This window comes from Burkholderia sp. FL-7-2-10-S1-D7 (assembly GCF_001524185.1).
Taxonomy (GTDB): Bacteria; Pseudomonadota; Gammaproteobacteria; order Burkholderiales; family Burkholderiaceae; genus Burkholderia; species Burkholderia diffusa.
Map to the genome: position 1 here is coordinate 205,326 of NZ_LOWY01000017.1, position 13,662 is coordinate 218,987.

The window sequence follows — 13,662 nt, forward strand, 5'->3', positions numbered from 1 at the left end:
ACGCTCATCGGGCCGCGCATTCGTCGAGCATCCATTCCCTGAAGCGCCGCAACGCGGCGCTCGTCTCCAGGCGCTCCGGCGCGCAGCACAGGTAGTGCCCCTGCGCGTCGACGTCGACGGGCGCGTCGAACGGTTCGACGAGCGCGCCGCTCGCGAGCGTGTCGACGATCAGGAAGCGCGGCACGAGCGCGAGCCCGAGCCCGGCTTGCGCGGCCTGGATCAGCACCGAATACTGTTCGAAGCGCGGCCCCGCGAGCGCGTTCATCCCGGCGACGCGGTGACGCTCCGCCCAGAGGGACCACGCGATCTCCGCCTGCTCGTGCACGAGCCGCGGCGCGGCGGCCGTGTCGGCGGGCGTGCGCAGCGCATGTCGCGCCGCGAATTCGCCGGAACAGACCGGCACGAATGTGCGGCCGTCCAGGTAATCGCATCGGACGCCTTCCCATGCGCCGTCGCCATAGCGTATTGCAGCGTCGAGTCCGAACGGAAACACGTCGCCGTGTGCGAGATGGCGGCGAAAACTCAGCGTGACCTCCGGCGCGCCGGCGAGAAAGCGCGCGAGGCGCGGCACCAGCCACTTCGTCGTGAAGGTCGGCACGCTTGCGATCGTCAGCAGGTCGCTGTCCTCGCGCGCGCTCAGCAATTCGATCGATGCGTTGCCGATCTCGCGCAGCGGGCCGATCACGCGCGCGTGATAAAGCTGCCCGGCCCGCGTGAGCGCGAGATTGCGCCCCTCGCGCACGAACAGCTTCACGCCGAACAGCGTCTCGAGATTCGCGATCTGCCGGCTGACCGCGCTCGGCGTCAGGCCGAGCTCGCGCGCCGCATACGAGAAGTTCAGGTACTTCACGGAACTCGCGAACGCGTGCAGCTCCGCGACGTTGGGAAACAGGTGCTTCACGGCGAACTATTCCTTGCGCGCACAGATCGATGCGGGCGTTGTACGTTTTTTTCATGACGATGCCATGTCGGATCCGCACACTGCGTCCGTCATCACAACGCGTTCCGGCCCGGCCCGGCGGGCGTTGCGTGACCCGTTCCGTGTCCGTCAGCGAGATTCGCCATGCATCCGCCATCCGCTCCGGCCCTTGCCGAAGCTATTCCGATTCGTCGTAACAAACGGCCGCGCGCGATGGCGGGACGCCTGCTGCTGCGGGCGTTCGTCGCGGTGTTCGGGCTGTATCTCGCGCTGCCGATCGTGCTGCTGCTGATCGGCTCGGTCGGCCAGTCGTGGACGAACACGCTGCTGCCGACCGGCATCACGTCGCACTGGTTCGTCGATCTGGCCGCGAATCGCAGCTTTACCCGCGCATTCGGCACGAGCCTCGTGGTCGCGCTCGCCTGCTGCGCGATCAATGCCGTGCTGGCGTTGCCGCTCGCCTATGCGCTGCATCACCGCGCACTGGCCGGCCGCGGCTTCGCGGCGCGCATCGTGATGCTGATGCCGATCGCGGTGCCGGCGCTGACGCTCGGGTTCGGCTACATCGCGATCTTCAGCGGCGATGCGCTGCCGTGGCTTGGCACGCTGGCGCTGATGATCGCCGCGCACGCCGTGCTGACGCTGCCGTACCTGCTGCAGACGCTGCTGAGCGACCTGCGCCACCTGGGCCTCGCGCACCTCGAGGCATGCGCGGCGACGCTCGGCGCGACGCCGCTGCGCCAGTTCTTCACGATCGTGCTGCCGAACCTGCGGCACAGCCTGTTCTCCGGCCTCGTGATGGTCGCCGCGCTGTCGATCGGCGAATTCCAGATCTCGAACCTCATCGCGGGCTTCCGTTACCGCAACTATCCGATCGTGCTGCTGCAGGCGTTCTACGGCGCGTCCGGGATGGCCTGCGCGGCGACCGTCGTGCTGCTCGTCCTCGCCGTGCTCGCGACACTCGCCTCCGTCTTCACCGTGCAACGCCTGAAGTGAAACCGTCATGAGTCTCGATTTCGAAAACGTCAGCTTCCAGTATCCGGGCGCCCGTCACGGCGTCGACGCGGTCACGCTGTCCGCGGCCCAGGGCGAACTGCTCGCCGTGATGGGCCGCAGCGGCTCCGGCAAATCGACGTTGCTGCGCCTCGCCGCCGGCCTGCTCGACGGCTACCGCGGTCGCATCGCGATCGGCGGCCGCGACATGGCCGGCGTGCCGGTGTGGCAGCGCGAGGTCGGAATGGTGTTTCAGCACTACGCGCTGTTTCCGAATCTGTCGGTCGTCGACAACGTCGCCTATGGCCTGAAGATGCGCGGCATCGCCGCGGCGCCGCGCCGCCGCCGCGCGCTCGAGATGCTCGAACGCGTCGGCCTCGCCGCGCAGGCCGATCGCAGCACGGCGCTGCTGTCCGGAGGGCAGCAGCAGCGCGTCGCGCTGGCCCGCGCGCTCGTGATCGAACCGAAGCTGCTGCTGCTCGACGAGCCGCTCGCGGCGCTCGACGCCGGCATTCGCCACCAGTTGCGCGACGAGATCCGCGCGCTGCAGCGCGCCTGCGGCGCGACGACGCTGCTCGTCACGCACGACCAGGACGAAGCGCTCAGCATGGCCGATCGCGTGGCGATCGTCGACGGCGGACGCATGCTGCAGGCCGGCACCCCGCGCGACCTGTACGAGCGTCCTGCGACCGCACAGGTCGCGCGTTTCGTCGGCCATTCGACGCTGCTGCGCGGCCGTGTGCTCGCACATGGCGCGGTCGACGTGCGGTTCACGACGCTGTGCGCGGAGACGGGGGCGCACCGGCCGGGCGACACGGTCGACGTGCTGATCCGGCCGGAACACCTGCAGCCCGATCCGCCCGAATACGTCGCGAACCGCATCGATGGCCGCGTCGGCGAGGTGCGCTACTTCGGCGCGACACAGCGCTTCGACTTCGTGCCGGCCGGCGCGACCGACGCATTGCTCGGCGAAGGGCGCGAACTGCCCGCGCGCTGCGTGTCGATCGAGCCGCGCCACCTGCTCGTGCTGCCCGCCGCGTGAGCGCGGGCGACCTATTCATACAACGGAGAATCACGATGTCTGCACGCCGCCACTTTCTTCATGCGACGCGCCGCCGCCTGCTGGCGCTCTGCGCGTTCGCGACCTTCGCGCCGGCGCTCGCCCATGCCGCGTCGCTGTATCCCGGCGAGGATGCGCTGTACGAGAAGGCCGCCGACGAAGGGCTCGTCGTGTCGTTCGACACGGGCCCGGAATGGGCGAACTGGAAGTCGCTGTTCGCCGAATTCCGCAAGCGTTACCCGAAGGTCGAGATCACGTACAACGACATCGGCTCGGCGGCCACGGTCGTCGCGCTCGACAAGTCGCGACGCCGCCCGCAGGCCGACACGGCGTACTACTTCGCGGCGTCGGCGCTCGATGCGACGGCCAAGGACGTCGTCGCGCCGTTCAAGCCGGTCAATTTCGACAAGCTGCCCACGGTGTTCCGCGCGGCCGACGGCCGCTGGTTCGCGGTGCACTCGCTGAACATCGCGTTGCTCGTCAACAAGAAGCTCGTGAAGAACGTGCCGCAGCGCTGGTCCGACCTGCTGAAGCCCGAATATCGCAATGCGGTCGTCTATCTCGACCCGCGCTCGACCGGGCAGGGGCAGGTCGCCGTGTTCGCCGCCGCCTATGCGAACGGCGGCAGCGTCGACAACCCGAAGCCTGGCGCGGAGTTCTTCGGCAAGCTGAAGCAGGCGGGCAACGTGCTGCGCGTCGAGGGGACGACGCCGTACGCGAAATTCGTCAAGGGCGAGATTCCGATCCTGATCGGCTACGAGAACGACGGGCTCAAGGCCAAGTACACCGACGGCATGGGCGATGCGGCCGAAGTCGTGATCCCGCAGGACGGCAGCGTATCGGCGCCGTATGCCATGAGTCTCGTGAAGAACGGCCCGAACCCGGCCGCCGCGCAGTTGTGGCTCAACCTCGTGATGAGCGATGTCGGCCAGGCGCTGTTCGCGCAGGGCTATGTGCGCCCGGCGGTGCCCGGCACGCCGGTCGCGCACGACGTCGCGGCGAAGCTGCCGAACGCGCCGCAGGTGCGTCCGCTCGACGTCGCGAAGGCCGCGACGCACAAGGCCGAAGTCGACCAGCTCTGGTCGCAGGCCACGCTCGGCAAGTAAGGGGCGCGCGATGCGGGTTTTGTCCATGCGGCATGGCGTCCTGCGCCGCTACGGCGCGGTGCCGGCGGCCGCGCTGTTCGCGGTGTGCTTCGTGCTGCCGCTCGCCGCGCTCGTCGGCGCCGCGTTCGACGGCGGCGGTCGCGCCTTCGCCGCGGTGTTCGGCGATCCGCTCGTCGCCGACGCGATCGTGCGTTCGCTGGCGCTCGCGATCGGCGCCGGCACGCTGTCCGTCGCCGTTGGCGTGCCGGTCGCGTTCGTGCTGGCCGGGCAATCGCCGGCGCGCCGCCGCTGGTCGCTCGCGCTGCTCGGCGTGCCGCTCGCCTTCTCCGGCCTCGTGATCGCGTACGGCTTCATCCTCGTGTTCGGCCGCGCCGGTTTCGTGACGATGCTGCTGGCGTCGCTCGGCGCGGACCCGACCGTGGTCGGCGGCGCGATCTACTCGATGCCGGGGCTCGCGTTCGCCTATGCGTATTACCTGATCCCGCGCGTCGCGCTGATGCTCTACCCGGCGCTCGCGAATCTCGACCGGCGGCCGCTCGAGGCGGCGCTGACGCTCGGCGCACGGCCGTGGCGCGCGTGGTTCGACGTCGCGTGGCGCGAGCTGTGGCCGTCGATCGCGTCCGCGTGGTGCCTCGTGGGTGCGATCGCGCTCGGCACGTACGGCACGGCGCTCGCGCTGGCCGGCACGCAGGTCAACATCCTGCCGCTGCTGATGTATTTGAAGCTGTCCGACGGACAGACCGATTTCTCGCAGGCCGCCGTGCTGTCGATCGTGCTGACGGCGCTTTGCACCTGCGTTCTTGCACTGGGGGAAGGACTTGCACGGCAACGACGTCATTGAATGGTCGAACGACACGCGCGCCGCGCTGGCGCAACTCGCGCAGCGACAGCGCGGCGCGCAACCGCACCGGATGCCGGTCGGCGTGATCGGGCCGCGCGACGCGACGGACACGCAGCTCGCCGTCGCCGAGCGCATCGCGCACGGGATCGCGGCGACGGGCATCGCGATCGTCGGCGGCGGCAAGCAGGGCGTGATGGAGGCCGCCGCGCGCGGCGCACGGGCCGCGGGTGGATGCGCGATCGGGCTGCTGCCCGAGGATGATGCGCGGGACGCGAATCCGTATCTGACCGTTGCGCTGCCGACCGGGCTCGGCATTACGCGCAACGCGCTGATCGCGCGCGCGTCAGTGTGCCTGATCGCGGTCGGTGGCGGTCTCGGCACGCTGTCGGAAATCGCGCTGGGGCTGCAATGGGGCAAGCCGGTGTTCGGCATCTGCGACGCGCCGCAGGTGGCGGGCGTCGAGCGTTTCGACGAAGCGGATCTGCTCGTCGCGCGCGTTGCGCGATGGCTGTCCGGTTCGGAGCAGGTCGGCTTGAAATCGGGGGCATGACGCGCCATATTGGCCGCGTACGTCGTTCCTCAATGATGCGAAAAAGGAAATCCGATGCGTCTGCTGCTTGCCCTCTTGCTGCCGTGGTTCCAGTTCTTCACGATCGGCCGCCCGGTCGCCGGTGTGATCTGCCTGATCCTGCAGCTCACGATCATCGGCTGGCTGCCGGCCGCGATCTGGTCGGTGTATGCGCTGAGCCAGTACAAGACCGATCGGAAGATCGAGGCGGCGCTGCGCGGGCGGAGGTAGGGGCGAGGCGCGCGGCGCCGGCGAGGCCGGCGAATCGGAAAAATCGGCCGGCGATATGAAAACGGCCGCTCCGATCGTCGTTCGATCGAAGCGGCCGCGCCGCTTATTTCACCGCGAACAGCGTCAGGTTCATGAAGATCTTGAACGCATAGCCGAGCGTGACGGCGCCGAGCACGCCGCCCGCCCACAGCACGATGAACCACATCCAGCCGCGCATCCGCGGGCGCGGCGCGTCGGGCTGGCGAGCGGCGGAATCAGTGGTGGTAGTAATGCTGGTCTTCATGGCGCACCTTGCCTCGGAATACCCAGTAACCCATCGTCGTGTAGGCGATGATGATCGGGAGGATAACCGCTGCGCCGACCAGCGTGAAGGTCTGGCTCGAACGCGGTGCCGCCGCTTCCCAGATCGTCATCGTCTGGGGAATCGCATACGGGAACAGCGTGACGAGCAGGCCGACGTAGCCGAGCAGCACGAGGGCCAGCGCGAGCACGAACGGCGTCATGTCGTGCCGGTCGCGCACCGCGCGACGCATCCACACCGCGCACCCGGCGACCAGGAACGGCACCGGCAGCAGGCGCCAGAACAGCCCCGAATCGAACCAGCGCTGCGCGATGGCCGGATCCTGCAGCGGCGTCCACAGGCTGACGACCGCGATGAAGCCGAGCAGCACGACGGTCAGCGGCCACACGACGCGATGCAGGCGCCGTTGCAGGTCGCCTTCCGTCTTCGCGACGAGCCAGCAGCAGCCGAGCAGCGCATACGTGACGATCAGGCCGAGGCCCGTCAGCAGGCTGAACGGCGTGAGCCAGTCGAACGCGCCGCCGGCGTACACGCCGTCCTTCACGTCGATGCCCTGCAGGAACGCGCCGAGCGCGATCCCCTGGAACAGCGTCGCGCCGGCCGAGCCGCCGATGAACGCGAGATCCCACAGCTGCTTGGTGCGCCGCGCCTTCGCGCGGATCTCGAACGACACGCCGCGGAAGATCAGGCACACCAGCATGAAGATCAGCGGCAGGTACAGCGCCGACAGCACCGTCGAGTAGACGATCGGGAACACCGCGAACAGCCCGGCGCCGCCGAGCACGAGCCACGTCTCGTTGCCGTCCCACACGGGCGCGACGGTGTTCATCATCAGGTCGCGTTCCTTCTCGTCCGGGAAGAACGGGAAGACGATGCCGATGCCGAGGTCGAAGCCGTCGAGCACGACGTACATGAAGAGCCCCAATGCGATGATCGCGGCCCAGATTACGGTGACGTCCATAGGTTTTCTCGTTTTCGAATGGGATGGGCTCAGACGGTCTCGATCAGCTCGTCGACGGCCGACATCGGGCGGCGCGCGGTGTGATCGGGGCGCGTGTCGGGCATGTCGTGTTTCGGGTCGTGCTTGACGTCGGGCAGCGCGGGGCCGGCCTTCATCAGCTTCAGCATGTAGTACACGCCGGTGCCGAACACGAGGAAGTACACGATCACGAACGTCATCATCGACAGGCTGACCTGTTGCACCGACAGCGGCGACACGGCCTGCGCGGTGCGCATCACGCCATACACGACCCACGGCTGGCGGCCCGCTTCGGTCGTCACCCAGCCCGCGAGCAGCGACACGAAGCCGGTCGGCCCCATCACGAGCGCGAAGCGCTGGAACCACTTCGATTCATACAGCGTGCCGCGGCGGCGCAGCAGCCACGCGAGCGCGGCGAGGCCGATCATCGCGAAGCCGAGGCCGACCATGATCCGGAAGCTCCAGAACACGACCGTCGAGTTCGGGCGGTCCTCGGGCGGGAAGTCCTTGAGCCCGCGGATCTCGCCGTCCCAGCTGTGCGTGAGGATCAGGCTGCCGAGGTGCGGCACCTTCACCGCGTAGCGGGTGGTCTCCGCCTGCATGTCCGGAATGCCGAACAGGTTCAGCGCGGTGCCGCCCTTTTCGGTTTCCCACAGCCCTTCGATCGCGGCGATCTTCGCGGGCTGGTGCTTCAGCGTGTTGATGCCGTGCTGGTCGCCGATCACGGCCTGCAGCGGCGCGAGCACCAGCAGCAGCCACAGCGCCATCGAGAACATCTTCTTCACGCCCTTGTCGCGGCGCCCCTTCAGCAGGTGCCATGCGCCCGTCGCGGCCACGACGAGCGCGGCGACGATGAACGCGGCGATCGCCATGTGGAACAGGCGGTACCGGAACGACGGGTTGAAGATGATCGCGAACCAGTCGGTCGGCACGATGCGGCCGTCGACGATCTCGAAGCCCTGCGGCGTCTGCATCCAGCTGTTCGACGCGAGGATCCAGAACGTCGAGATCAGCGTGCCGATCGCGACCATCAGCGTCGCGCCGAAGTGCGCGCGCGGGCTTACGCGATTCCAGCCGAACAGCATGATGCCGAGGAAACCGGCTTCGAGGAAGAACGCGGTCATCACCTCGTACATCAGCAGCGGGCCGGTGACGGCGCCGGCGAAGCTCGAGAAGCCCGACCAGTTCGTGCCGAACTGATAGCTCATCACCACGCCGGAGACGACGCCCATCCCGAACGCGACCGCGAAGATCTTCGACCAGAACAGGCAGAGGGTTTTGTAGTACTGCTTGCCGGTCTTCAGCCAGCGATATTCGAGCACGGCGATGAAGCTGGCGAGGCCGATGCTCAGCGCCGGGAAGACGATGTGAAAGGAGACGGTGAACGCGAATTGCAGGCGGGCCAGATCGAGGGCCGAAAAAGCGGTGTCCATACCAGTTGACCGAGGCTGACGATACCCGCCGGCGGGTGCCGGCGGACCCCGGCCGACGGGGCATCGGGGTTGGCTGGAGTATGTGCCGCGATATTGCGCCGCGAAATGCGCCAACTCGTCGCAGATGTCCAGACCGTCGCCTGCGTTTTCGGGATAAATCATTGATTCGTATCAACAACGCCGATCGTCACGTGCGCGATCGTGACGTGGCGGTCTGTCGCACGTGCGTCAATATGGCGCGTCGCGTCATCGGAGCGGCGCGTCGCGAACCTGCGTGCTGCGTGCCCGCGGCCAGTCCGTTTCGGCGCGTTGACGCGTAACGCGTGCAGCCCCGCTGGCGGGCCCTGGCTGACGGGGCCTGTTACATGGGTAACGGCGCGCAACATTGGCGCCCGCGCCTGTAATGGCTGGCGAATCGCGCACGGCGTAGCGTTCGATATGTCCGGTTCGTATCGACGAACCGTCCTGCCGGAGAACGTGACGTGAATGGATTGAAGCTCGCGCTGGGCGCGGTCGCCGCGGTGGCCGTCGCGACGGGCGGCGTGGCGCATGCCGCCCGGGTCGGCGTGTACGTCGGCCCAGGTTACCCGTATGACTACCCGGTCGTTCCCGCGCCGTACTACTACCCGCCGCCCGTCGTCGTGGTGCCCGTCGATCCCGGTCCGCCGCCGGAGTACGTCGAGAAGGACCAGCCGCAGCAAGGCGGCGGCGCGGACGTCTGGTACTACTGCGACGCGTCGAAGCATTACTACCCGTATGTGAAGACCTGCAAGTCGGGCTGGCGATCGGTGCCGGCGCGGCCGCAATGAGGGAGGCGCGACGATGAACCCCATGATTCGATCGCTGCGCGTGCCGGCCGTGCTGGCGCTGGCCGGCCTGCTCGGCGCGTGCGCGTACATGCCGGCCGGGCCCAGCGTGATGGCGCTGCCGGGCACCGGCAAGTCGTTCGACCAGTTTCGCGTCGACGATGCGAACTGCCGCCAGTACGCGTTCCAGCAATCGGGCGGCGTGAGTGCCGGGCAGGCGTCGACCGCGAGCGCGGTCGGCAGCGCGGCCGTCGGCACCGCGCTCGGCGCGGCCGCGGGCGCCGCGTTCAACGGCGGCTCCGGCGCGGCCGTCGGCGCGGGTGCCGGGCTGCTCGCGGGCAGCGTCGCGGGCGCGGGCGCCGCGCAGGGCTCGGCCTACGACGTCCAGCGCCGCTACGACTACGCGTATCTGCAATGCATGTACGCAACCGGCAACCGCGTGCCGGTGCCGGGAGGGATGAGCGGCGGATATGTCGGCGGCGCGCAGCGTGTGGCGCCGCCGATGCCGCCGCCGGGTGTCCAGCCGCCGCCGCCGCGTTATTGACGATGCCGCCCCGAATGCCGGCCGCCCCGCCCCGGCGCGGGGCGCGTCGCTTCGTGCCGGTCGCGGGGGGATCGTGTGTCGGCGGCGCACGATCGATCGCCGCTTCCTTGTGCAGTGCGATGCATCGGCAGGCGCTGCGCGAATTGCGTACACTCTGAGTCTCGTTTCGGCAGGGCCGGGCGCATCGGTTCCGGTCCGCGTTCACTCAGGGCACGAAGATGATCGATTTACGCAGCGATACCGTCACACGTCCGAGCCAGGCCATGCTGGCCGCAATGACTGCCGCCGAAGTCGGCGACGACGTATGGGGCGACGACCCGACCGTGCTGCGCCTGCAAGCGGTCGCGGCCGAGCGGGCCGGCAAGGAAGCCGGCCTGTTCTTCCCGAGCGGCACGCAAAGCAACCTGGCGGCGCTGATGGCGCATTGCGAGCGTGGCGACGAGTACATCGTCGGCCAACTCGCGCACACCTACAAGTACGAAGGCGGCGGTGCGGCCGTGCTCGGCAGCATCCAGCCGCAGCCGATCGAGAACGCGCCGGACGGCACGCTGCCGCTCGCGAAGATCGCCGCGGCGATCAAGCCGCTCGACAACCACTTCGCCCGCACGCGCCTGCTCGCGCTCGAAAATACGATCGGCGGCCAGGTATTGCCGGACGGCTATGTGCAGGAAGCCGTCGCGCTCGCGCGCAGCCGCGGGTTGGCGACCCACCTCGACGGCGCGCGCGTGTGCAATGCGGCCGTCGCGTCGGGCCGCCCGATCGCCGAGCTGTGCGCGCCGTTCGATACCGTGTCGATCTGCTTCTCGAAAGGGCTCGGCGCGCCGGTCGGTTCGGTACTGGTCGGCAATCGCGCGCTGGTCGAGCGCGCGCAGCGCTGGCGCAAGGTGCTCGGCGGCGGGATGCGGCAGTCCGGCATTCTCGCGGCGGCCTGCCTGTATGCGCTCGACCACAACGTCGAGCGGCTCGCCGACGATCACGCGAACGCCGCGCATCTTGCCGCCGGCCTCGCGCGCATCGAGCCGGTGAAGGTGCTGTCGCACGCGACGAACATGGTGTTCGCGCAATTCCCCGAAGCCGATTGCGCGCCGCTCGAGGCGTGGTTGAAGGAACGCGGGATCCTCACGCAGATGCTGTACGCGTCGCGCTTCGTCACGCACTGCGACGTGTCGCGCGCGGATATCGATACCTTCATCGACGCGGTCGGCGCGTATTTCGCGCAACGGCGCGCGTAAGGCGGAATGCGCCGGCCGGCCCGGGGGCGCAGGCGCGGCGCGAAGCGGGGGTGGGGAGGCGACGGGGCGGTGCCGTGGCCCGTCTGTCGATATCGGGCGTGCCGGTAGACTACGCGTGCTTGGGCATGTCGGCGGGCGGCGTGCCGTCGTGGAACAGTGCTTTCAGCTGCGTGCGAAGTTCGGCGCTGTCGGTGTGCTGGTGCACCGAGACCGCATGCTGCACGGCGGCCTCCAGGAGTTCGTTGTCGGAGTCTGCGGAAATCGCGACCGAGCAATGCATCGCGCTGGGAAACTCGCGGCAATCGATATAGCGGCGGGACATGATGTTCTCCTCACGGGAAAGGGAACGGCCGGATGTGCGTGATCGGCCGCGCGGCGCGTTCGCGAGGCCGATGAAAAAAGTATAGGCGACGCGCCGGCGGCGCTCGTCACGACAGCGGTGCGAGCAGCCGGCGCGCCGCTTCGACCACCCGCGTGGACAGCGACGCCATCGTCGGCGACTGCACGGTCCATGCGTGCCAGTACAGCGCGATATCGGTCGGATGCATGGGCGCGAGATCGACGAGCCCCTGCGCGTCGAGCGGCGCGCCGCCGATCAGCGGCTCCGGCACCATCGCGTAGCCGAGCCCGTGCCGCACCGCCGCGAAATGCGCGTGCGTGCCCGGCACGTAATGGCACGGATACGCGCCTTCGGGCAACCCGAATTTCTCCTTGAGGAACGTGGACTGCAGCGTGTCGCGCCGCGAATACGCGACGACCGGTGCGACGCGCGCGCTCGTGCGGCTCAGGCCGCGCGGGAACCAGCGCCCGGCGAACGCGGCGGCCGCAAGCAGCCGGTAGCGCATCGTGCCCAGCGGCGTCGCGACGCAGCCGCGCATCGGCTTCGGCTCGGTCGTCACGCAACCGACGGCCATCCCGCTTTCGAGCAGCGCGAACGTGTGATCCTGATCCTCGACGATCAGCTCGAACAGGATGCGCTCGCCCGCGAGCACCGACGTCAGCGCGGGCAGGAACCAGGTGCCGAGGCTGTCGGAGTTCAGCGCGATCGTGACCGAGATCGGCGATTCGCGCTCGGCCGCGAGCGTGCTCTGCAGGTCGGCCTGCAGCAGCGCGACGCGGCGCAGGTGCTGCAGCACGCGCTGTCCGGCCACCGTCGGCCGGCACGGCCGCGTGCGCAGCACGAGCGGCGTGCCGAGGCTCGCCTCCAGCGCGCGCACCCGCTGCGTGACGGCGGAAGCGGTCACGTGCAGGCGCACGGCGGCCTGCTCGAAGCTGCCGGTGTCGGCGACGGCCAGCAGCGCGGCGGCCTGCTTCGGATCGATCGTCATCGACATGTATCAGATTGCCCGAGACAGATTGTGTTGATCAAATCGGGGGCTGCGCTTTGAGGAATCTCACCGCGCTTCTTCGTAAGCGTAGTGGTGTCGTTTTCCGAGCTTATGCACGTCCCACAGTTCGGCTTTCAGCTTGTCGTGATGCTTCTTGGCTTCCTTCCGGTCAGAAGTCACACAAAAAGCGGCGTATTTTTTCTCCGCTTGGCGTACGGAGATCGAGGTAATAGACGCCGTCGCGCTTTCGGATGGACATTGGAAACGCTCCTTTCCTTCCGTCCGCGCCGGTCGATCGGCATTGTAACCGGACGGTTTCGATTTCAGAATTTCAGGCCAGATTCGCCAAACCCCTCCGACTTTGAAGAAGCCCAAGGCTCGCGGATTTGCATAGATTGTCGAATACGAAACAGCGAGCAAATCTGCAGCTTCTTTGAGGGTTAGTGCTCGTTCCATGGCTGTAGGGATTGCATCCGCGTTTTTAGAGCGTGCGTACGTTCGGTATGCGCCGCGTGAGCGGCGCTTCGTCTATCTGGATCGCGGTTGCGGGCGTCAGCCCACCTTTGTTCGACTGCATCGAATTGCCGTTGACGCTCGCCAGTGCGATAGCCGGGCGCGAGGTCATTTCGCTGCCTCCTGCGCCATATCCGGCGTCCAGTCGGGATTGGGTGACTGCAGGATGTCATCGAGCCATTGCAAGACGAGTGGAAGGTCTTTCTGGTGTTTGATGTTCTCGTGGCCGGGTGTTTTTCTCGACCATCGAGCGCCTTCTTGTGCCGCTTGCATTCGCGTCGGGTAGGTTGTGGTGCCTGCGCCGATCTTCAGTGGCGTCGATACGAAGCTGTCCCCGAAGTTGTACATCGCCGCGCAGATCCCCTGATCGGGTTTCGGCCGGGCCACGTATATTTCCGCGATCGCCTTTTTCGTCCGCTTGCTGATGGGTGAGCGAAGGGTATCGGCAGGAACGCAGCGGCCGTCTTCATCCGGTGCCGTTACGGGGTAAATCCGTGCCTTCTTCGGGAAAGCTGCGCACGATCAAGGGACGCGTGATCGTCAGCCTGAACGACCATCCGGACGTTCGGCATGTGTTCGACAGGTTTCATATCGAGGCCGTGCCGATCCAGTGCACTTTGCGCGGTGGTCGACGGGGCAGCCGAACGAAGCGAACTGATCATTTTCAGCTGGGACGACGCGGCGCAAACGGCCGGGTTGTTTTGACCGCAGGCCGCCGTACGGAACTGTGCGGTGGCCTGTTGCGGAGGTGAAGGTCGGCGGATGAGTGGCGAAATTTATTCGTAAGCTATTGATTCGCTTGACGATT

General features: G+C 67.8%; 18 protein-coding genes and 1 pseudogene. 10 read left to right on the top strand and 9 right to left on the bottom strand.

The annotated features are described in order from the left end of the window. Positions 1 to 4: 4 nt before the first annotated feature. Positions 5 to 901, bottom strand: a complete 897-nt coding sequence (locus WS75_RS09745; RefSeq protein WP_059680286.1) for a LysR substrate-binding domain-containing protein — start codon at positions 899 to 901, stop codon at positions 5 to 7. A gap of 162 nt (positions 902 to 1,063) precedes the next feature. On the opposite strand from WS75_RS09745, the gene WS75_RS09750 reads away from it, so the two are divergent. From WS75_RS09750 to WS75_RS09775, 6 genes are all read left to right on the top strand, one after another. Next, on the top strand, positions 1,064 to 1,915 hold the full coding sequence (locus WS75_RS09750; protein WP_059680287.1) for an ABC transporter permease: 852 nt from the start codon (positions 1,064 to 1,066) through the stop codon (positions 1,913 to 1,915). A 7-nt stretch (positions 1,916 to 1,922) separates the two neighbouring features. Continuing rightward, positions 1,923 to 2,954, top strand: a complete 1,032-nt coding sequence (locus WS75_RS09755; protein WP_059680288.1) for an ABC transporter ATP-binding protein — start codon at positions 1,923 to 1,925, stop codon at positions 2,952 to 2,954. A gap of 35 nt (positions 2,955 to 2,989) precedes the next feature. Next, on the top strand, positions 2,990 to 4,078 hold the full coding sequence (locus WS75_RS09760; RefSeq protein WP_059680289.1) for an extracellular solute-binding protein: 1,089 nt from the start codon (positions 2,990 to 2,992) through the stop codon (positions 4,076 to 4,078). A 25-nt stretch (positions 4,079 to 4,103) separates the two neighbouring features. Then, on the top strand, positions 4,104 to 4,919 hold the full coding sequence (locus WS75_RS09765) for an ABC transporter permease (RefSeq protein WP_179948892.1): 816 nt from the start codon (positions 4,104 to 4,106) through the stop codon (positions 4,917 to 4,919). A 70-nt stretch (positions 4,920 to 4,989) separates the two neighbouring features. Beyond that, complete coding sequence (locus WS75_RS09770; RefSeq protein WP_156429749.1) at positions 4,990 to 5,469, top strand: TIGR00725 family protein; 480 nt, start codon at positions 4,990 to 4,992, stop codon at positions 5,467 to 5,469. A gap of 54 nt (positions 5,470 to 5,523) precedes the next feature. Beyond that, on the top strand, positions 5,524 to 5,718 hold the full coding sequence (locus WS75_RS09775; protein WP_059680292.1) for a YqaE/Pmp3 family membrane protein: 195 nt from the start codon (positions 5,524 to 5,526) through the stop codon (positions 5,716 to 5,718). Between the two features lie 103 nt (positions 5,719 to 5,821). Here WS75_RS09775 and WS75_RS09780 read toward each other — a convergent pair whose 3' ends face one another. The 3 genes from WS75_RS09780 to WS75_RS09790 are packed head-to-tail and all read right to left on the bottom strand — an operon-like array spanning position 5,822 to position 8,431. After that, positions 5,822 to 6,001 carry a hypothetical protein gene (locus tag WS75_RS09780; protein ID WP_059680293.1) on the bottom strand — a complete coding sequence of 60 codons (180 nt, stop codon included), beginning with the start codon at positions 5,999 to 6,001 and terminating at the stop codon, positions 5,822 to 5,824. Further along, positions 5,973 to 6,980 carry a cytochrome d ubiquinol oxidase subunit II gene (gene cydB / locus WS75_RS09785; protein ID WP_059680294.1) on the bottom strand — a complete coding sequence of 336 codons (1,008 nt, stop codon included), beginning with the start codon at positions 6,978 to 6,980 and terminating at the stop codon, positions 5,973 to 5,975. Before cydB ends, WS75_RS09780 begins: the two co-directional genes overlap by 29 nt. Positions 6,981 to 7,009: 29 nt before the next feature. Continuing rightward, on the bottom strand, positions 7,010 to 8,431 hold the full coding sequence (locus WS75_RS09790; protein WP_059680295.1) for a cytochrome ubiquinol oxidase subunit I: 1,422 nt from the start codon (positions 8,429 to 8,431) through the stop codon (positions 7,010 to 7,012). Between the two features lie 482 nt (positions 8,432 to 8,913). Between WS75_RS09790 and WS75_RS09795 the strand changes: the two genes are divergently transcribed. From WS75_RS09795 to ltaE, 3 genes are all read left to right on the top strand, one after another. Next, on the top strand, positions 8,914 to 9,240 hold the full coding sequence (locus WS75_RS09795; RefSeq protein ID WP_059680296.1) for a hypothetical protein: 327 nt from the start codon (positions 8,914 to 8,916) through the stop codon (positions 9,238 to 9,240). Between the two features lie 13 nt (positions 9,241 to 9,253). Next, on the top strand, positions 9,254 to 9,781 hold the full coding sequence (locus WS75_RS09800) for a glycine zipper family protein (RefSeq protein WP_059680297.1): 528 nt from the start codon (positions 9,254 to 9,256) through the stop codon (positions 9,779 to 9,781). 218 nt (positions 9,782 to 9,999) lie between these two features. Then, on the top strand, positions 10,000 to 11,013 hold the full coding sequence (ltaE, locus tag WS75_RS09805) for a low-specificity L-threonine aldolase (protein ID WP_059598955.1): 1,014 nt from the start codon (positions 10,000 to 10,002) through the stop codon (positions 11,011 to 11,013). A gap of 109 nt (positions 11,014 to 11,122) precedes the next feature. Here the strand turns inward: ltaE and WS75_RS09810 are convergent, their stop codons facing one another. The 5 genes from WS75_RS09810 to WS75_RS09820 form a co-directional block, all read right to left on the bottom strand. Beyond that, on the bottom strand, positions 11,123 to 11,335 hold the full coding sequence (locus WS75_RS09810) for a DUF1059 domain-containing protein (protein WP_059680298.1): 213 nt from the start codon (positions 11,333 to 11,335) through the stop codon (positions 11,123 to 11,125). Between the two features lie 106 nt (positions 11,336 to 11,441). Continuing rightward, positions 11,442 to 12,347, bottom strand: coding sequence for an HTH-type transcriptional regulator ArgP (locus tag WS75_RS09815; protein WP_059598957.1), 906 nt, complete (start codon positions 12,345 to 12,347; stop codon positions 11,442 to 11,444). A 60-nt stretch (positions 12,348 to 12,407) separates the two neighbouring features. After that, positions 12,408 to 12,797, bottom strand: coding sequence for a helix-turn-helix domain-containing protein (locus WS75_RS33450; RefSeq protein WP_156429741.1), 390 nt, complete (start codon positions 12,795 to 12,797; stop codon positions 12,408 to 12,410). A gap of 25 nt (positions 12,798 to 12,822) precedes the next feature. Next, positions 12,823 to 12,966 carry a hypothetical protein gene (locus WS75_RS33455; protein ID WP_156429742.1) on the bottom strand — a complete coding sequence of 48 codons (144 nt, stop codon included), beginning with the start codon at positions 12,964 to 12,966 and terminating at the stop codon, positions 12,823 to 12,825. Beyond that, positions 12,963 to 13,241: a hypothetical protein gene (locus tag WS75_RS09820; RefSeq protein ID WP_059680299.1), complete on the bottom strand. Its 279-nt coding sequence runs from the start codon at positions 13,239 to 13,241 to the stop codon at positions 12,963 to 12,965. Before WS75_RS09820 ends, WS75_RS33455 begins: the two co-directional genes overlap by 4 nt. A 122-nt stretch (positions 13,242 to 13,363) precedes the next feature. On the opposite strand from WS75_RS09820, the pseudogene WS75_RS34890 reads away from it, so the two are divergent. Beyond that, a pseudogene (locus tag WS75_RS34890) lies at positions 13,364 to 13,559 on the top strand (DNA adenine methylase); the annotation flags it as partial. Between the last annotated feature and the right edge of the window lie 103 nt (positions 13,560 to 13,662).